Raw genomic sequence first — 16,604 nt, forward strand, 5'->3', positions numbered from 1 at the left:
AAGTGTCCTTGTCGCCTGTCAAACCAATATACACAGCTTGGAAGCAAGTTGTCTGCCGGGGTTCCGCGACCCTTTGAACAAATTAAGAATATTTGTTACGCCTTGGCTTGCGACGCCACCGCGGCCACGGCCTTTTCGGCGGCGTCGGCGTCACCCAGATAGTAGTGCCGCAGCGGCTTGAGTTCGTCGTCGAGTTCGTAGACCAGCGGAATGCCGTTGGGGATGTTCAGGCCCACGATGGCGTCGTCGGAGATGCCGTCGAGGTACTTCACCAGCGCGCGGATCGAGTTGCCGTGCGCCGCCACCACCAGCCGGCGGCCGGCGCGGATCGCCGGCGCCATCGATTCGTTCCAGAACGGCAGCACCCGGGCCACCGTGTCCTTGAGGCATTCGGTCAAGGGCACCTGCTCGGGGGCCAGCTTGGCGTAGCGGACGTCGCCGCGCTCGCTGCGCGGATCGTTGGGCTCGAGCGGCGGCGGCGGCGTGCCGTAGCTGCGGCGCCAGACCAGCACCTGCTCGTCGCCGTACTTCTTGGCCGTTTCGGCCTTGTTCAGGCCCTGCAGGCCGCCGTAGTGGCGTTCGTTGAGGCGCCAGGAATGGATCACGGGCAGCCAGGTGCGGTCGAGCTCGTCGAGCGTGTGCCAGAGCGTGCGGGTGGCGCGCTTGAGCACGCTGGTGTAGGCGACGTCGAAGTCGTAGCCCTCGGCCTTGAGCAGCCGGCCGGCCTGCTTGGCCTGCTCGACGCCGGTCGGCGTGAGGTCGACATCGGTCCAGCCGGTGAAGCGGTTTTCGAGATTCCAGGTCGATTCGCCGTGGCGGATCAGTACCAGTTTGTGCATGGGAGAGGCCTTTGGGAACGCGTTCGGAAAGCCGACATTCTAAAATCCGGGGTTTGCCACTCAAGGAACACCGTGAAATTCATTGTCGACAACTGGATGCTGATCCTGATTGCGCTCAGCTCGGGCGGCATGCTGGCGTGGCCTTTGGTGCGCGGCGCCAACGCCGGCTCGCTCACGGCGCAGGGCGCGGTGCAGCTGATCAATCGCGAGCGAGCGGTGGTGGTCGACGTCCGCGAGCCCGAGGAATTCGCGGCCGGCCACGTGACCGGTGCCAAGAACGTGCCGCTGAACCAGCTCGAGCAGAAGCTGCCGGCCACGGTCAAGAACAAGTCGTTGCCTTTGTTGCTTGTCTGCGCAACGGGCGCACGGGCCCAGCGCGCCGTGGCGACCGCCAAGAAGCTCGGCTACGAACAGGCCCAAGCGGTCGCCGGCGGACTCAAATCCTGGAAAGACGCTAATCTGCCGCTTGAAAAGGCCTGAACCCTCCACGAAATAGCCCAGATGCAAGCCGTCAAGATGTACACCACCGCCGTTTGCCCGTACTGCATTCGCGCGAAGCAAATCCTCAAGTCCAAGGGTGTCGATCAGATCGAGGAGATCCGCATCGACAGCGACCCGCAGGCGCGTGCCACGATGATGGACCTCACGCGCCGGCGCACGGTGCCGCAGATCTTCATCGGCGACACCCACGTCGGCGGCTGCGACGACCTGATCGCGCTCGACGGGCGCGGCGGCCTGGCGCCGTTGCTGCAAGGCGCCTGAGCCGGTCGCCGGCCTGCCATCCGGCCGGGCGATAATCGCCGGCTGACCCCTCAGAAGCCCGCTCTCGGGAGCATTTCCCGGGCGGGCCTTGTTTTGATCCTCGAAAGTTAGAGCCATGGCCGACCAGCAATCACAAGACCCCGTTTTCCAGATCCAGCGCGTCTACCTGAAGGATCTGTCGCTCGAACAGCCCAATTCGCCGGCCATCCTGCTGGAGCAGGAGCAGCCGACCGTCGACATCCAGCTCGGCGTCGACGCCCAGCCGGTGACCGACGGCATCTTCGAGATCACCGTGTCGGCCACCGTGCAGACCAAGATCGGCGACCGGACCGTGTTCCTGGTCGAGGCCAAGCAGGCCGGCATCTTCGAGATCCGCAACCTGCCGGAAGACCAGATGGGCCCGATCCTCGGGATCGCCTGCCCGCAGATCGTCTACCCGTACCTGCGCGGCAACGTGGCCGACGTGATCCAGCGCGGCGGCTTCCCGCCGGTGCACCTGGCCGAGATCAATTTCCAGGCGATGTTCGAACAGCAGCAGGCCCAGGCCGCGGGCCAGGCTTCGCCGATCGTCACGCAGTAAATCCGGCTTGGCGCCAACGCCGATGAAGATCTGCGTGCTCGGCGCCGGTGCCTGGGGCACGGCGCTGGCCATCAATGCCGCCGGCCGCCACGCGGTCACGCTGTGGGCGCGCGATGCCGCCCAGGCCCAGGCCATGGCGGCGGCGCGCGACAACGCCCGCTATCTGCCGGGCATTGCCTTCCCCGCGGCATTGAAGGTCGTCGGCGGATCCGCCACGGCCGCCTTCGAAGGGGCCGAACTGGTCATCGTGGCGACGCCGATGGCGGCGTTGCGCGAACAACTCGGCATCCTGCGTGACGTGGCCTGTCCGGTGGCATGGCTCTCGAAGGGGGTCGAGCCGTCACGCCCGGGCTCCGCGGACCCGGGGCTGCTGGCCCATGAGATCCAGGCCCGCGTGGCACCGGGGCTGAAGGCCGGCGTGCTGAGCGGACCGAGTTTCGCCCAGGAAGTGGCGCAGGGCCGGCCGACGGCACTGGTCGCGGCCAGTCCGCTGGCGGCGGTGCGCGATGCGCTGGTCGAGGCCTTTCACGGTCCGACGCTGCGCGTCTACGCCAACGACGACATCGTCGGCGTCGAGGTCGGCGGGGCGGTCAAGAACGTGCTGGCGATCGCCACCGGCCTGGCCGACGGACTGCACCTGGGCCTCAATGCCCGGGCGGCCCTGATCACTCGCGGACTGGCCGAGATGACGCGTTTCGGCCTCGCGATCGGTGCCCGCAGCGACACCTTCATGGGCCTTTCGGGACTGGGCGACCTGGTGCTGACGGCGACCGGCGACCTGTCGCGCAACCGCCGGGTCGGGCTGCTGATGGCGCAAGGCCGCACGCTGGCGCAGGCGGTCGATTCGCTGGGCCACGTGGCCGAGGGGGTCTATTGCGCGCGCACGGTGGTCCAGCGGGCGCGCCACCTCGGGATCGAGATGCCCATCTCGGACAGTGTGGTGGCAGTGCTGGATGGCCGGATGGCCCCGGCGGAAGCGGTGGCCGGCCTGATGGGCCGCGAGCCGGGCGTCGAATCGGCCTGAGCCGCCGGCTTCGTCGAGCCAGTCTTGGCGCTCAAGCGCGCGGCGCCAGCTCCAGCACGCATTCGTCGCCCAATGCCTCGCGCCAGACCCGCACGCGCGAGGGCGCCGGCTGCATGTCGGCGAGGGCATCGGCGATGAATACGCAGAGGTTTTCCAGCGTCGGCGCGCCCAGTCCGGGCACTTCGTCGAGCAGGTGGTGGTCGAGCCGTTCGCGCAGTGCGTCCAGCCGGCGGCGCAGCAGGCCGAGGTCGACCACCATGCCGGTCCGGACATCGCGCGGGCCGCTCACCGCGACTTCCGCGCGATAGGTGTGGCCGTGGATACGGCGGCTGGCTTCGGTCTCGATGGCGCGCTCGAGCGTGTGGGCGGCGTCGAAGAAAAAGCGCTGGCTGACGGTGAATCGGCGAGGGTTCATCGTGAGGGTCGTCATGCTTGAGGGATCAGCGGATGCCGGTCAGCTTGTGAGTCTGCAGGCTCAGGCGCCAGCCGGGGCGGCGCATGCAGGTGTCGATACACAGCGCGATGTGGTCCGCCTGCGCCGGGCCATCCATCGGCTGCAGGAAGCGGTGTGCGAAGTGACCGTCGGCTTGCAGGGCGTCGAGGTCCAGGCCGGGCTGCGGCCATACCACCTTGAGTTCCTGGCCGGAGCGCTGCAGCCAGGGCGCGCCCGCCTTCGGGCTGATGCAAAGCCAGTCGATGCCCTCGGGTGCCGCCACGGTGCCGTTGCTTTCCACAGCGATGCGGAAGCTGCGCGCATGCAATGCGGCGATCAGTGCGGCATCGACCTGCAGCAGCGGCTCGCCGCCGGTCAGGACGACCAGTCGATGCGCGGCGTCATCGGCCGGCCATTGCGCGGCGATGGTGTCTGCCAGCGACTCGGCGTTCGCGAACCTGCCGCCCAGCGTGCCGTCGGTGCCGACGAAATCGGTGTCGCAAAAGCGGCAGACGGCGTCGGCACGATCGCTCTCGCGGCCGTTCCACAAATTGCAGCCGGCAAAGCGGCAGAACACGGCGGGCATGCCGGCCTGGCCGCCTTCGCCCTGCAGGGTGTAGAAGATTTCTTTGACGCTGTAGCTCATCGTGTTCAGGTGTCGATTTCGAGGTTGTCGATCAGCCGTGCTGCCGAGCCAGGAACCTCATTGGAGCCCGGTCGCTCCACGAGACGGAGGGACGTGCGGGGGTCAGGTCAGGCCGGCGAGTACGCAAGCCGCACGTAGATCGGCGCGAAGGCTTCGGCCTGCGTGATGTCGATCAGGGTTTCCTTGGCGAGTTCGAGCATCGCGATGAAGGTCACGATCAGGACCGGCGTGCCGCGCGTGACGTCGAACAGCTTCTCGAACTCGACGAACTGACGTCCCTGCAGATGCCGCAGCACGATGCTCATGTGCTCGCGCACGCTGAGCTCTTCGCGCGAGATCTTGTGGTGCTGGACCAGCTTGGCGCGCTTGAGGATGTCGGCCCAGGCGTCGCGCAGGTCGACCACGTTCATGTCCGGGAAGCGCGGCTTGAGCGACTGCTCGATGTAGACCTGGGCCTTCCAGAAGTCGCGCCCGGCCTGCGGCATGGCACTGAGCGATGCCGCCTGCAGCTTGGTCTGCTCGTACTCGAGCAGGCGGCGCACGAGTTCGGCGCGCGGGTCTTCGGCTTCCTCGCCCTCGGCCGACTTCTTGGGCGGCAGCAGCATGCGCGACTTGATCTCGATCAGCATCGCCGCCATCAGCAGGTATTCGGCGGCGAGTTCGAGGTTGGTCTGGCGGATTTCGTCGACGTAGCTCAGGTATTGCCGCGTCAGCCCCGCCATCGGGATGTCGAGGATGTTGAAGTTCTGCTTGCGGATCAGGTAGAGCAGCAGGTCGAGCGGGCCTTCGAAGGCCTCGAGGAAGACCTGCAGCGCTTCAGGGGGGATGTAGAGGTCGTTCGGCAGGGCGAACAGGGGTTCGCCGTAGAGGCGGGCGAGGGCGACCTGGTCGATGACCTCCGGCATGGCGGCGACCACCGCAGCGCCGTCGTCCGCGATCACCTCGATCGGCCCCGAGCCTGCGCTGTCGGCCGATGCGCCATCGCCCTGGCGGCGGGCACCGGAACCCGGAACGGCCCGGATGACCACTTACTTCACGCGGGTCTGGTAGACGTAGGGCTGCTGCGGCACCTTCGCCTCGCTGTACTCCTCGAGCAGGCTGCGGTCGAGGTGCTTGTCCCACAGCAGGGCGCGCCCGGCGCGCTGCTCGGCCTCCAGCGTCGGCTTCTGTTCCTTCATCTGCTCGATGAAGTTGGTGATTTCGGACTGGTAGTGGGGACGGGCGAAGATGGACATGGCAATTGGACCTTTGGCGGGATTTTACCGGGTGGAATCCGCCTTGAAGCCTTCTTGCGCATGCGCTAGCGTGGCGGCTCCCATCCATCCAAGGAGATTGCCGATGAAGCGCCGCTACTCGATCTTCCTCGCCGCGACCGGAGCCGCTGCCCTGGCGCTGGTCGCCTGCAGCACCAGCGGACCCGCCACGCCCCAGAGCAAGATGAGCTTCTTCATCACCAGCGCGAACCCGGGCAAGGGCGGGGACTTCGGCGGACTCGCGGGCGCCGACCGCTACTGCCAGAGCCTGGCCGACAGCGTCGGCGCAGGCGGGCGCAGCTGGCGCGCGTACCTGAGCACGACCGCGACGGCCGGCGGTGCGGCCGTGAACGCCCGCGATCGCATTGGCAAGGGGCCGTGGGTCAACGTGAAAGGCGTGACGATCGCCAACAACATCGACGAACTGCACGGCACCAACAACCTCGACAAGCAGACCGGCCTGACGGAAAAGGGCGAGATCGTCAGTGCCAGCGGCGACCCCGTCAACAACCACGACATCCTCACCGGCTCGATGCCGGATGGGCGCGCCTCCACCGACACCAGCAAGGACACCACCTGCGGCAACTGGACCAAGAGCGGCGAGGGCTCGGCCATCGTCGGCCATCACAACCGCATGGGCACGAACGCGCCTCCGGCCTCGATGTCCTGGAACTCTTCGCATGCAACCCAGGGCTGCAGCCTGGAAGCCTTCAGGAGGACGGGCGGCGCAGGGCTGATGTATTGCTTCGCGGCGAACTGAGGGCGGCGGCTAGACTGACCGCCCCGTGCAATTTCCTGGGACGGTATGGCGCCAACCACAATCCGCCGCGGCCTCGCGGCCCTTCTGCTGCTGACCAACATGTTCTGGCTTTTCGGCTGCGACCCGAAGCGCATCAGCGAACTGGAGGAGGGCGTCTCCACCGAGGCCGATGTTCGCGCGCGTTTCGGCGAGCCCGAGAACGTCTGGGACACGCCTGCGGGGCGCGTCTTCGAATACAACCGCCAGCCGCAGGGCCAGAAGAACTACATGATCACCATCGGGCCCGATGGCCGCATGAAGGCCTTGCGCCAGGTGCTCACTCCGGAGAATTTCGCCCGGGTGAAGCCGGGGATGGCGATGGAGGATCTGCGCCGGCTGCTGGGCAAGCCGGCGCAGCGCATCCCCTACCCGCTGAAAAAGGAGACCGCGTGGGAGTGGCGCTGGATGCAGCCGCCGAACTCGCCGATGGTGTTCACCGCGACGCTCGATGACGACCAGCGCGTGACGAGCGCCGGCTCTTCGCCGGACCGCAGCACCGAGGCGCCCTGATCGCTCATTCGGGTGCCGCGGCCGCCAGCTCTGCCGCGAACCCTGAGCGCTCGAACGCCTCGCTCGGCTGCCCGTGCAGCGATTCCACCCGCAGCACGCCGCCGCGCTCGCGCACCGCCTTGTGCAACTGGCGCAAGGCGTCCAGGCCGGTGGCGTCGATCAGGATCAGCTGCATGGCGTCGAGCACCACGGTCATGCCGCGCGGCGCACGCTCGACCGCCGCCACCATCGGGTCGAGCCTGGCGGCAGCGCCGAAGAACAGCGCCCCGTAGAGCCGGTAGGTCAGCACCGGCGGTTCCAGCGAAACCAGTTCGACGCTGAACAAGGTGCTCATGCGCCGCACGAACAGCGCGCAGGCCAGCACGATCCCCGCCTGCACCGCCACCGTGAGATCGAACACCACGGTGAGGAAGAAGGTGCCCAGCATCAGCAGCCGGTAGTGGCGGCTGAAGCGCCGCAGCATGGACGGTGCGAACTCGCGCCATTCGCCCATGTTCCAGCCCACGGAGACGAGGATGCCGGCCAGCACCGCGAGCGGCACATGCTGCGCGAGCGGCGCCGCGACCAGCACCACCACCATCAAGGTGATCGCATGCACGATGCCCGCGATCGGCGAAGTGGCGCCGGCGCGCACGTTGGTCACGGTGCGCGCGATGGTGCCCGTGGCCGGCATGCCGCCGAAGAACGGCGCGACCGCGTTGGCGATCCCCTGCGCCATCAGCTCCTGGTTGGGGTCGTGCCGCGGCAGGCCGCTGACCTGGTCGGCGACGCGCGCGCAGAGCAGCGATTCGATGGCGCCCAGTGCCGCGATGGTGAGGGTCGGCGTGACCAGCTGCTTGACCGTCTCCCAGGAGAAGTCGGGCAGCGCGAAGGCCGGCAGGCCCTGGGGGATGCCGCCGAAGCGGGTGCCGATGGTCTCGACATGCAGGTTGAACCCCCAGGACACCAGCGTCAGGGTCACCAGCGCCACGATCGGGCCCGGCACGCGGGAGCCGGCCTGCGCCGCGCCGGTGTTGGCGAAGCGGCCGAGCACGATGCGCACCGTCTCGCCGACGCGGGTCTTCTCGCGCAGCAGGTGCGGCCATGCGAACAGGCCGGCCAGGCAGGCCAGCCCGAGCCCGAACGCGGAGGGGTTGAAGGTGTGGAGGTGGGTCGCCAGCGTGTGCAGCTGCGAGAACATGTCGGCCGGCATCTTCTCTATCGACAAACCGAGCCAGTCCTTGATCTGCGAGATCAGGATCAGCGCCGCGATGCCGTTGGTGAAGCCGACCACGATCGACACCGGCACGTAGCGCACCAGCGTGCCGAGCCGGAACAGCCCCAGCAGGAACAGCAGCAGGCCGGCGCAGACCGTTGCGATCAGCAGGTTGGCCACGCCGTAGCGCTCGACGATGCCGTAGACGATCACGATGAAGGCGCCCGCCGGGCCGCCGATCTGCACCGCCGAGCCACCGAGCGAGGCGATCAGGAAGCCGGCGATGATCGCGGTCCAGATGCCGGCCTCGGGCTTCAGGCCGGACGCGATCGCGAAGGCCATCGCCAATGGCAGCGCGACGATGCCGACGGTGGCGCCGGCACCGACGTCTTTCAGGAAGCGGCCCCTGTCGTAGCCCGCCAGCGCGTCGATCAGTCGAGGGCGGAAGGCGGCGAGCTTCAGGGGCGAGGTCATGGCGCCATTGTGGACGCCGGGCGGATGTCTCAGTCGGAGCTGCCGGGCAGCACCGCATCGGCGGCGGCGCCGACCGCCTTGCCCGTGATGCGCACGGTGCCGATGGCGGCATCGGCCGCCAGGCCCACGGCGCCGGCACCGACGCTGACGGCGGTGCTGGCGACGCTGACCACCGCGCAGCCCGCGAGTGACGCGCAGGCGGCCAGGACCAGGATCAGGACGAGGCGATGCTTCATGGCTTGGGGCTCAGCGCACCCGCATGCCCGGCGTCGCGCCCGGCCACGGCTCCAGCACGTGGATGCCCGGATTGCACTTCTCGTCGGCATGGCTGGCGGCCAGCACCATGCCTTCGGAGATGCCGAACTTCATCTTGCGCGGCGCCAGGTTGGCGACCAGCACCGTGAGCTTGCCGACCAGCTGCTCGGGCTGGTAGACCGAGGCGATGCCCGAGAACACGTTGCGCGTCCGGCCCTCGCCGGCGTCCAGCGTCAGGTGCAGCAGCTTGGTCGAGCCCTCGACCTTCTGGCAGGCGACGATCTTCGCGATGCGCAGGTCGATCTTGGCGAACTCGTCGATGGTGATGGTCGGCGCGATGCCCTCGCCGCCGGGCAGTACGACGGCCTTCTCGGCGGGCGCGGGCGCCTCGCCGGCCGGTGGTTCGAACAGCTGGTCGAGCTGCTTCGCGTCGACTCGCTGCATCAGGTGTTTGTAGTCGTTGATCGCATGGCCGGCGCCCAGCAGCCGGCCGGCGTCGGCCGACAGCAGTGGGGCGCAGCCCAGGAAGGCCTCGACCTGCGCGGCCAGCGCGGGCAGCACCGGCTTGAGGTAGATCGTCAACAGGCGGAAGGCCTCGATGCAGGTCGTGCAGACGTCCTGCAGGCGGGCCTCCATGCCTTCTTTCTTGGCGAGTTCCCAGGGCTTGTTCTGGTCGACGTACTCGTTCACCTTGTCTGCCAGCAACATGATCTCGCGCAGTGCACGGGCGAAGTCGCGGCTGTCGTAGAGCGCCTGCATCGGCGCCGCGGCGGCCTGCAAGGTAGCCAGCAGCGCCGCGCCGTCGGCCGACGGCGTGCCGAGCTTGCCGCCGAAGCGCTTGGCGATGAAGCCCGCGGCGCGGCTCGCGATGTTGATGTACTTGCCGATCAGGTCGGCGTTGACGCGGGCGATGAAGTCGTCGGGGTTGAAGTCGACGTCTTCCACCTTGGCATTGAGCTTGGCCGCGATGTAGTAGCGCATCCATTCGGGGTTCATGCCGATGGACAGGTACTTGAGCGGGTCGATGCCGGTGCCGCGGCTCTTGCTCATCTTCTCGCCCGAGACCGTGATGAAGCCGTGCACGTTGACCTGGCTCGGCGTCTTGCGGCCGCTGAACTGCAGCATCGCAGGCCAGAACAGGGTGTGGAAGTAGACGATGTCCTTGCCGATGAAGTGCACCTGCTCCACCGCCGGATCGGCGACGAAGTCGTCGAAGCTCTGCGCGGTGCGCGAGGGCTCGTGCCAGTGGCTGGCCGCCTGCCCCTTGTCGAAGTGGTTCTTCAGGCTCGCGAGGTAGCCGACCGGCGCATCGAGCCAGACGTAGAAGTATTTGCCGGGGGCATCGGGGATCTCGATGCCGAAGTAGGGCGCCTCGCGCGAGATGTCCCAGTCGGCCATGCCGGCCTCGAACCACTCGCTGGCCTTGCGCGCCATCTCGGGCTGCAGCTTGCCGTCCTGGGTCCAGGTCTTCAGGAAGTCGACCACCTTCGGGTCGGACAGCTTGAAGAAGAAGTGCTCGGAACTGCGCAGCTCGGGCGTCGCGCCGGTCAGGGTCGAATAGGGGCTGATCAGCTCGGTTGGCGAATAGACGCTGCTGCAGACCTCGCAGGCGTCGCCGTACTGGTCCTTGGCGTGGCACACCGGGCATTCGCCCTTGATGTAGCGGTCGGGCAGGAACATGCCCTTGACCGGGTCGTAGAACTGCTCGATGGTGCGGGTGGCGATCATCCCGCTGTCGCGGAGCTTCTTGTAGATGCCTTGCGCGAGCTCGGTGTTCTCGGCGCTGTCGGTCGAGTGCCAGTTGTCGAAGCGGATGTGGAAGCCGTCGAGGTATTCCTTGCGGCCCGCGGCGATCTCGCCGACGAAGGCCTGCGGCGTCTTGCCGGCCTTCTCGGCCGCGATCATGATCGGCGCGCCGTGCGCGTCGTCGGCCCCCACGAAATGCACCATATGGCCCTGCATGCGCTGGAAGCGAACCCAGATGTCGGCCTGGATGTATTCCATGATGTGGCCGACATGGAACTTGCCGTTGGCGTAGGGCAGGGCGGTGGTGACGAAAAGTTTGCGCTGGGACATAGGGGGTGCATTTTAGGTCGCGGGGCTATAGTCGTTGCCGCAACCGGAGGAAGCCGTGATCACCGCCTACGAAATCACCCTTGCCCAGGCGGCCGATGCCCGGGAGATCGCGGAGCTTTCCCGGGACACGATCGAGCAGGGCCTGTCGTGGCGCTGGACCGAGCGGCGGGTGCTGCGCGCCAGCCGCGACGAGGCGACCAACGTGGTGGTGGCGCGGCGCGACGGCGTGCTGCTCGGCTTCGCCATCATGCAGTACGGAGACGACGAGGCCCACATCTCGCTGCTCGCGGTGCGGGCGTCGCAGCGCCGCTCGGGGCTGGGCAGCGCCCTGCTGGCCTGGCTCGAAACGACCGCCGGCGTCGCCGGCATCCGCGCGATCCGGCTCGAGGCGAGGGCCGGCAACGCGGCGGCCAAGTCGTTCTACGGCAGGCACGGCTTCACCGAGTGCGGATCGAGCCCGGGCTACTACGAAGACGTGGAGGATGCGGTCCGGATGGTCAAGCGACTGGGCCCGGCCGTCTGAGGCCGCCCCAGCCGAAGAATTCGCACACCGCGTCGCGCTGGTTCAGCGTATCGGCCCGGCCCAGCGCCATCAATTCCCGCGTGAAGCCCGCATCGAACAGCAGGTAGCTCGCGAGCGCCGAACCCTTGAGCTCGGCTGTCGCCGCGGACACCGCCGGTTCGCCCAGCAGGCTGCGCACCGCGGGCGGCAGGGCATGGACGTGGCGCGCGGCGATCGCGTCGATGCGCTGCGACGGTGCGATCAGCAGCAGCTCGACCGGCTCCAGCGTGGTGGCGGCGCGTGCCTCGGCCGGGATCAGGGCCAAGGTCGAGTTGATGCGGCGCAGGCGCTCCACGTCGGCGGTCAGCGCGTCGAGGAAGATGCTCGACAGCGCATGGCCGGCGATCTGCGCCAGCGACGGGTAGCCGCTCAGGGCATTGGGCGCCAGCGCTTCGGCCGGCTCCTGCATGCGGCCGGCCCCGACCGCCAGGATGCGGCGCGCGCCCAGGTGGATGGCGGCGGCCAGGGGTGCCGACTGGCGCATCGATCCGTCGCCGAAGTATTCGGCATGGCCGCCGATGTCCAGCGCGGTCGCCGGGAAGACGAACGGGATCGCCGACGAGGCCAGCAGATGCTCGTGCGCGATGCGCACCGGCGCCGCCAGTCGCCTGGAGCGGACCCAGGGCTGCTGCGTGTCGCTGGCCTGGTAGAAGGTCACGTGCTCACCCGAGCCATAGCTGGACGCGGTGACGGCCAGGGCGTCGAGGTGGCCCTGGGCCATCAGTTCGTCGAGCCGGCCGAGCGGCACCAGTTCTTCCAGCAGCCGGCGCAGGGGACTGTTGTCGAGCAGCGAGCGCGAGCCGCTGCGCCGCCAGCGCGCGATCAGCCAGCCGGCCGAGAGCAGGCGCGCCCAGGGTGCATCGCTGCTGAGCACGCGCAAGGCGTCGACACTGTAGATCTGGTCGGGCCCGAGCCCGGCCCAGACCTGGCCGATCCGGCGCACCGTGGCCTCGAAATCGTCGGCGCCGCACGCCAGCGCGGCCGCATTGATCGCGCCCGCCGAGGTGCCGGTGATGATCGGGAAGAGCGGGCCCCGGGAGGCCGCGCCGGCCCCGCGCCGCAGCTTGGCCAATGCCTGCAGCACGCCCACCTGGTAGGCGGCGCGGGCGCCGCCGCCGGTCAGGACCAGGCCGGTGGCGGCGGGAGGGGCATCCGGGGCAGGCAGCATGGCCCGAGCGTACCTGCCCTAGACTACCCGCCATTCAGGAGTGATCAATGGCAGTTACGCAAGAGGCGCTCGCGGAGGCCCTCAAGGCCGTCCTCGACCCCAACACAGGCAAGGATTTCATCGGCACCAAGGCGCTGAAGAACCTGCAGATCCACGAGGGCGAGGTCTCGTTCGACATCGAGCTGGGCTATCCGGCCAAGAGCCAGGCGCCGGCGCTGCGCAAGGCGCTGGTGGCGGCCGCCAGGACGGTGCCGGGGGTGGACAACGTCTCGGTGAACATCGTGACCAAGGTCACCAGCCACGCGGTGCAGCGCGGCGTCCAGCTGATGCCGAACGTCAAGAACATCATTGCCGTGGCTTCGGGCAAGGGCGGCGTCGGCAAGAGCACCACGGCCGCCAACCTGGCGCTGGCGCTGGCCGCCGAAGGCGCCAGCGTCGGCCTGCTCGATGCCGACATCTACGGCCCCAGCCAGCCCATGATGCTCGGTATCCAGGGCCGTCCCGAGAGCGAGGACGGCAAGACCATGGAGCCGATGTCCAACCACGGCGTGCAGGTCATGTCGATCGGCTTCCTGGTCGACTCCGACGAAGCCATGATCTGGCGCGGCCCGATGGCCACGCAGGCGCTCGAGCAGCTGCTGCGCCAGACCAACTGGAAAGACCTCGACTACCTGATCGTCGACATGCCGCCCGGCACCGGCGACATCCAGCTCACCCTGTCGCAGCGGGTGCCGATGACCGGCGCGGTGATCGTCACCACGCCGCAGGACATCGCGCTGCTGGATGCCCGCAAGGGGATCAAGATGTTCGAGAAGGTCGGCGTGCCGATCCTCGGCATCGTCGAGAACATGGCGGTGCACGTCTGCTCGAACTGCGGCCATGTCGAGCACATCTTCGGTGCCGACGGCGGCCGGAAGATGGCCGAGCAGTACCAGATGGACTACCTCGGCGCGCTGCCGCTCGACATCGACATCCGCCTGCAGGCCGACAGCGGCAAGCCGACGGTGGTGGCCGACCCCGACGGCGCGGTGGCCGGCATCTACAAGGCGATCGCCCGGCGGGTGGCCGTGGGCATCGCCGAAAAGGCCAAGGATTTCTCGGCCAAGTTCCCGACCATCACCGTCAGCAAGAACACTTGAGAATGCCGGCGGTAGTCAGGCCGGCGCCGGGCCGCCAGCGCGGCGAAGTCCGCGCTTCGCGCAGACGGGCGGCCTGCTGTCTCCCCCTCGGGGGGCAGCGAGGACACGCAGTGCCGAGCGTGGGGGCTCCATGAACCTGCTCGCCTCGATGCGCTATCTCGTCGCGCTCGACGAGCATCGTCATTTCGGCCGTGCGGCGCAGGCCTGCCACATCACGCAGCCGGCGTTGTCGAATGCCCTGCGGGCGCTGGAGGCCGAGTACGGCGTGGTCATCGCGCGCCGCGGGCGCACTTACGCCGGCCTGACGCACGAAGGCGAACTCGTTCTCGCGACCGCCCAGCGCATGCTGCGCGAAAGCGAAGTGCTGCAGCAGGCGCTGCGCAGCGAGGAGGGCAGGCCCTGCGGCCATCTGCGCATGGCCGCCGTCCCCACCGCCATTCCGATGCTCTCGCGCTTCGCGGCGCTGCTGCAGCAGCGCCACCCCGGCATCGTGCCGGCGGTGCTGACGATGAGCTCCCAGGAGCTCGAGACCGGCCTCGAGACCCTGTCGCTTGACCTGGCGCTGGGCTACATCGAGCGGATGCACCTGCGCGACGTCAAGCTGGAGGCCTGGCCGCAAAGCATCGAGCACTACTTCCTGTTGCGGCGCGCCGCGCGCCCGGCGGCCGATACGCTGCGGATCGGCCAGCCGATCGGCTGGGCCGAAGCGGCGTTGCAGCCGCTGTGCCTGCTGACGCCGGACATGCACAACCGCTCCATCGTCGACCAGGCCTTCCGGAGCGCGGGCGCGACCGTGACCCCGGCGATCGAGACCAACTCGGTGCTCACGCTGGTGCTCGGCGTCGTCGCCGGCGAGGTCTGCAGCGTGCTGCCGGGCGCCATGGTCGCCGCCGTGCGCAGCCAGCGCGAGCTCGAGGCGCTGCCGCTCGTGGCCCCGGAGGTGACGACGCCGATCGGCTTCATGACCCAGCAGGGCGTGCGGCCTTCGCGCGCCCTCGAGGCGGCGCTGGCGCTGCTGCGCACGCCGCAATGGCAGGCCCAGGTCGAGATGCACAGCGGTGCCCTGGCCGCCTGAGCTGGATACAAGCGTCATACCTACTTGACGTTTTGTAACAAGCGCACCGACACTCCACGGGCCCCAGAGAGGGCCGTTCGGGTTCACACCACAACTGGAGAAAAACAGATGGCAGCTTCATCCGCAGGCGTCCTCGACGGGGACGGCATCGGCGCAACCGGGCCGCAGCCCGGCTTTCTCGACAAGGAACGGATCATCGCCGGGCCGGGCTTCAACCGCTGGCTGGTGCCGCCGGCCGCCCTGGCCATCCACCTCTGCATCGGCATGGCCTATGGCTTCTCGGTGTTCTGGCTGCCGCTGTCGAAGGCGCTGGCCACCGCCGGCACCGGCGCCCAGGCCTGCGCCAAGGACATGAGCTTCTTCGCCGAACTGTTCGCCAGCGGCTGCGACTGGCGCATCGCGACGCTGGGCTGGATGTACACGCTGTTCTTCGTCTTCCTCGGCTGCTCGGCGGCGCTGTGGGGCGGCTGGCTCGAACGCGCCGGCCCGCGCAAGGCCGGCGTCGTGTCGGCCGTGTGCTGGTGCGGCGGCATGATGCTGTCGGCAGTCGGCATCCATCTGCATCAGTTCTGGCTGATGATCATCGGCTCGGGCGTGATCGGCGGCATCGGGCTGGGCCTGGGCTACATCTCGCCGGTGAGCACCCTCATCAAGTGGTTCCCCGACCGCCGCGGCATGGCGACCGGGATGGCCATCATGGGCTTCGGCGGCGGCGCGATGATCGGCTCGCCGCTCGCCGTCGACCTCATGAAGAGCTTCGCGACCCCGACCGACGTCGGGGTGATGCAGACCTTCGTCGTGATGGCGATGGTCTATTTCCTCTTCATGATGGGCGGTGCCCTCGGCTACCGGGTGCCCGCCACCGGCTGGAAGCCCAAGGGCTGGACACCGCCGCCCGCGCAGGCCGGCAACACCATGATCACGCAGCGCCACGTGCACGTGAAGAAGGTCTGGGGCATTCCGCAGTTCTGGCTGGTGTGGATGGTGCTGACGATGAACGTGAGCGCGGGCATCGGCGTGATCGGCATGGCCAGCCCGATGCTGCAGGAAGTGTTCGGCGGCAACCTGATCGGTGTCGCCAAGAAGTTCGGCGAACTCGACAAGACCCAGCTCGCGGCCATCGCCACGGTGGCGGGCGGCTTCGCGGCGCTGCTGTCGCTGTTCAACATCGGCGGGCGCTTCTTCTGGGCCAGCCTGTCGGACAAGCTGGGCCGGAAGTTGACCTACACCGTCTTCTTCGTGCTCGGCGGCCTGCTGTACTGGAGCATTCCGTCGTCGGCGGGTGCCGGCAGCAAGCTGCTGTTCGTCGGTGCCTTCTGCATCATCCTGTCGATGTACGGCGGCGGCTTCGCCACCGTGCCGGCCTACCTCGCCGACCTGTTCGGCACGCAGATGGTGGGCGCCATCCATGGCCGCCTGCTGACCGCCTGGGCGACGGCCGGCATCCTCGGGCCGGTGGTGGTGAACTACATGCGCGAATACCAGCTCGGGCTTGGCATTCCGCGCGAGCAGGTCTACAACCAGACCATGTACATCCTGGTCGGCATGCTCGTGATCGGGCTGGTCTGCAACCTGCTGGTGCGGCCCGTGGCGGACAAGCACTTCATGAGCGACGAAGAACTCGCGCATGAGAAGAAGCTCGCGCACGAAAAGGCCATTGCCGCCGAGATGGGTTCAGTCTCGGCGCGCAACAATGATGCAGTCAGCCCGCTCGTGGTCGCACTGGCCTGGCTGGCGGTCGGCATTCCGCTGGCCTGGGGCGTCTACCGCACACTGGTGGCCGCCGCGAAATTTTTCAACTGACCGTGAGACAC

19 protein-coding genes are annotated in these 16,604 nt (G+C 68.2%); 10 read left to right on the top strand and 9 right to left on the bottom strand.

The genetic code is table 11. The annotated features are described in order from the left end of the window. Window positions 1–95 precede the first annotated feature (95 nt). The gene (gene gpmA, locus AC1DF3_RS07150) at window positions 96–839 is read right to left on the bottom strand and encodes a 2,3-diphosphoglycerate-dependent phosphoglycerate mutase (RefSeq protein WP_286504917.1); all 744 of its coding nucleotides are present in this window, start codon (window positions 837–839) and stop codon (window positions 96–98) included. A 72-nt stretch (window positions 840–911) separates the two neighbouring features. On the opposite strand from gpmA, the gene AC1DF3_RS07155 reads away from it, so the two are divergent. The 4 genes from AC1DF3_RS07155 to AC1DF3_RS07170 all read left to right on the top strand — a co-directional run bounded on the left by AC1DF3_RS07155 (window position 912) and on the right by AC1DF3_RS07170 (window position 3,205). Beyond that, entirely contained in the window at window positions 912–1,319 is a 408-nt protein-coding gene (locus tag AC1DF3_RS07155) for a rhodanese-like domain-containing protein (protein ID WP_286536197.1), read from the top strand. A 21-nt stretch (window positions 1,320–1,340) separates the two neighbouring features. Next, window positions 1,341–1,601, top strand: a complete 261-nt coding sequence (gene grxC / locus AC1DF3_RS07160) for a glutaredoxin 3 (RefSeq protein WP_286536195.1) — start codon at window positions 1,341–1,343, stop codon at window positions 1,599–1,601. Window positions 1,602–1,716: 115 nt separating this feature from the next. Beyond that, entirely contained in the window at window positions 1,717–2,181 is a 465-nt protein-coding gene (secB, locus tag AC1DF3_RS07165) for a protein-export chaperone SecB (RefSeq protein WP_286536194.1), read from the top strand. Between the two features lie 22 nt (window positions 2,182–2,203). Beyond that, window positions 2,204–3,205: an NAD(P)H-dependent glycerol-3-phosphate dehydrogenase gene (locus AC1DF3_RS07170; RefSeq protein ID WP_286536193.1), complete on the top strand. Its 1,002-nt coding sequence runs from the start codon at window positions 2,204–2,206 to the stop codon at window positions 3,203–3,205. Window positions 3,206–3,236: 31 nt separating this feature from the next. Here AC1DF3_RS07170 and AC1DF3_RS07175 read toward each other — a convergent pair whose 3' ends face one another. The 4 genes from AC1DF3_RS07175 to AC1DF3_RS07190 form a co-directional block, all read right to left on the bottom strand. Continuing rightward, window positions 3,237–3,635 carry a 6-pyruvoyl trahydropterin synthase family protein gene (locus AC1DF3_RS07175; protein ID WP_286536192.1) on the bottom strand — a complete coding sequence of 133 codons (399 nt, stop codon included), beginning with the start codon at window positions 3,633–3,635 and terminating at the stop codon, window positions 3,237–3,239. 10 nt (window positions 3,636–3,645) lie between these two features. Then, window positions 3,646–4,284 carry a 7-carboxy-7-deazaguanine synthase gene (queE, locus tag AC1DF3_RS07180; protein WP_478139223.1) on the bottom strand — a complete coding sequence of 213 codons (639 nt, stop codon included), beginning with the start codon at window positions 4,282–4,284 and terminating at the stop codon, window positions 3,646–3,648. A gap of 107 nt (window positions 4,285–4,391) precedes the next feature. Then, on the bottom strand, window positions 4,392–5,189 hold the full coding sequence (locus AC1DF3_RS07185; RefSeq protein WP_286505140.1) for a segregation and condensation protein A: 798 nt from the start codon (window positions 5,187–5,189) through the stop codon (window positions 4,392–4,394). 123 nt (window positions 5,190–5,312) lie between these two features. Beyond that, window positions 5,313–5,519 (bottom strand): DUF3460 family protein, encoded by a 207-nt coding sequence (locus tag AC1DF3_RS07190; RefSeq protein WP_286504922.1) that lies wholly within the window; start codon window positions 5,517–5,519, stop codon window positions 5,313–5,315. A gap of 103 nt (window positions 5,520–5,622) precedes the next feature. Here AC1DF3_RS07190 and AC1DF3_RS07195 point away from each other — a divergent pair, with 103 nt between their 5' ends. Then, window positions 5,623–6,297 (top strand): hypothetical protein, encoded by a 675-nt coding sequence (locus AC1DF3_RS07195; protein WP_301802555.1) that lies wholly within the window; start codon window positions 5,623–5,625, stop codon window positions 6,295–6,297. Window positions 6,298–6,396: 99 nt separating this feature from the next. Continuing rightward, on the top strand, window positions 6,397–6,846 hold the full coding sequence (locus tag AC1DF3_RS07200) for an outer membrane protein assembly factor BamE (protein ID WP_301803322.1): 450 nt from the start codon (window positions 6,397–6,399) through the stop codon (window positions 6,844–6,846). Window positions 6,847–6,850: 4 nt separating this feature from the next. Here the strand turns inward: AC1DF3_RS07200 and AC1DF3_RS07205 are convergent, their stop codons facing one another. Genes AC1DF3_RS07205 through metG form a run of 3 tightly spaced genes read right to left on the bottom strand, consistent with a single transcriptional unit; the run spans window position 6,851 to window position 10,846 of the window. After that, window positions 6,851–8,515: a SulP family inorganic anion transporter gene (locus AC1DF3_RS07205; RefSeq protein ID WP_478139224.1), complete on the bottom strand. Its 1,665-nt coding sequence runs from the start codon at window positions 8,513–8,515 to the stop codon at window positions 6,851–6,853. A 29-nt stretch (window positions 8,516–8,544) separates the two neighbouring features. Further along, window positions 8,545–8,751, bottom strand: coding sequence for a hypothetical protein (locus AC1DF3_RS07210; RefSeq protein WP_478139225.1), 207 nt, complete (start codon window positions 8,749–8,751; stop codon window positions 8,545–8,547). Window positions 8,752–8,761: 10 nt separating this feature from the next. Beyond that, on the bottom strand, window positions 8,762–10,846 hold the full coding sequence (metG, locus tag AC1DF3_RS07215) for a methionine--tRNA ligase (protein ID WP_478139226.1): 2,085 nt from the start codon (window positions 10,844–10,846) through the stop codon (window positions 8,762–8,764). 55 nt (window positions 10,847–10,901) lie between these two features. Between metG and AC1DF3_RS07220 the strand changes: the two genes are divergently transcribed. Beyond that, window positions 10,902–11,369, top strand: a complete 468-nt coding sequence (locus AC1DF3_RS07220; protein ID WP_286523342.1) for a GNAT family N-acetyltransferase — start codon at window positions 10,902–10,904, stop codon at window positions 11,367–11,369. Here AC1DF3_RS07220 and AC1DF3_RS07225 read toward each other — a convergent pair. Beyond that, window positions 11,344–12,576 carry a patatin-like phospholipase family protein gene (locus tag AC1DF3_RS07225; RefSeq protein WP_286536172.1) on the bottom strand — a complete coding sequence of 411 codons (1,233 nt, stop codon included), beginning with the start codon at window positions 12,574–12,576 and terminating at the stop codon, window positions 11,344–11,346. The two genes, AC1DF3_RS07220 and AC1DF3_RS07225, sit on opposite strands and share 26 nt — an antisense overlap. A gap of 47 nt (window positions 12,577–12,623) precedes the next feature. Here AC1DF3_RS07225 and apbC point away from each other — a divergent pair, with 47 nt between their 5' ends. From apbC to AC1DF3_RS07240, 3 genes are all read left to right on the top strand, one after another. Beyond that, entirely contained in the window at window positions 12,624–13,715 is a 1,092-nt protein-coding gene (apbC, locus tag AC1DF3_RS07230) for an iron-sulfur cluster carrier protein ApbC (RefSeq protein WP_286536171.1), read from the top strand. A gap of 130 nt (window positions 13,716–13,845) precedes the next feature. Further along, complete coding sequence (locus AC1DF3_RS07235; RefSeq protein ID WP_478139227.1) at window positions 13,846–14,790, top strand: LysR substrate-binding domain-containing protein; 945 nt, start codon at window positions 13,846–13,848, stop codon at window positions 14,788–14,790. Window positions 14,791–14,898: 108 nt separating this feature from the next. Then, window positions 14,899–16,593, top strand: a complete 1,695-nt coding sequence (locus AC1DF3_RS07240) for an OFA family MFS transporter (protein WP_478139228.1) — start codon at window positions 14,899–14,901, stop codon at window positions 16,591–16,593. Window positions 16,594–16,604 lie beyond the last annotated feature (11 nt).

The sequence above is a fragment of the Variovorax sp. 10N432 genome, assembly GCF_056394465.1.

Coding starts and splice junctions, on each gene's coding strand:
- gpmA (WP_286504917.1), bottom strand. CDS start 839: ATGCACAAACTGGTACTGATCCGCCACGGCGAATCGACCTGGAATCTC.
- grxC (WP_286536195.1), top strand. CDS start 1,341: ATGCAAGCCGTCAAGATGTACACCACCGCCGTTTGCCCGTACTGCATT.
- secB (WP_286536194.1), top strand. CDS start 1,717: ATGGCCGACCAGCAATCACAAGACCCCGTTTTCCAGATCCAGCGCGTC.
- AC1DF3_RS07170 (WP_286536193.1), top strand. CDS start 2,204: ATGAAGATCTGCGTGCTCGGCGCCGGTGCCTGGGGCACGGCGCTGGCC.
- AC1DF3_RS07175 (WP_286536192.1), bottom strand. CDS start 3,635: ATGACGACCCTCACGATGAACCCTCGCCGATTCACCGTCAGCCAGCGC.
- queE (WP_478139223.1), bottom strand. CDS start 4,284: ATGAGCTACAGCGTCAAAGAAATCTTCTACACCCTGCAGGGCGAAGGC.
- AC1DF3_RS07185 (WP_286505140.1), bottom strand. CDS start 5,189: ATGCCGGAGGTCATCGACCAGGTCGCCCTCGCCCGCCTCTACGGCGAA.
- AC1DF3_RS07190 (WP_286504922.1), bottom strand. CDS start 5,519: ATGTCCATCTTCGCCCGTCCCCACTACCAGTCCGAAATCACCAACTTC.
- AC1DF3_RS07195 (WP_301802555.1), top strand. CDS start 5,623: ATGAAGCGCCGCTACTCGATCTTCCTCGCCGCGACCGGAGCCGCTGCC.
- AC1DF3_RS07200 (WP_301803322.1), top strand. CDS start 6,397: ATGTTCTGGCTTTTCGGCTGCGACCCGAAGCGCATCAGCGAACTGGAG.
- AC1DF3_RS07205 (WP_478139224.1), bottom strand. CDS start 8,515: ATGACCTCGCCCCTGAAGCTCGCCGCCTTCCGCCCTCGACTGATCGAC.
- AC1DF3_RS07210 (WP_478139225.1), bottom strand. CDS start 8,751: ATGAAGCATCGCCTCGTCCTGATCCTGGTCCTGGCCGCCTGCGCGTCA.
- metG (WP_478139226.1), bottom strand. CDS start 10,846: ATGTCCCAGCGCAAACTTTTCGTCACCACCGCCCTGCCCTACGCCAAC.
- AC1DF3_RS07225 (WP_286536172.1), bottom strand. CDS start 12,576: ATGCTGCCTGCCCCGGATGCCCCTCCCGCCGCCACCGGCCTGGTCCTG.
- apbC (WP_286536171.1), top strand. CDS start 12,624: ATGGCAGTTACGCAAGAGGCGCTCGCGGAGGCCCTCAAGGCCGTCCTC.
- AC1DF3_RS07235 (WP_478139227.1), top strand. CDS start 13,846: ATGAACCTGCTCGCCTCGATGCGCTATCTCGTCGCGCTCGACGAGCAT.
- AC1DF3_RS07240 (WP_478139228.1), top strand. CDS start 14,899: ATGGCAGCTTCATCCGCAGGCGTCCTCGACGGGGACGGCATCGGCGCA.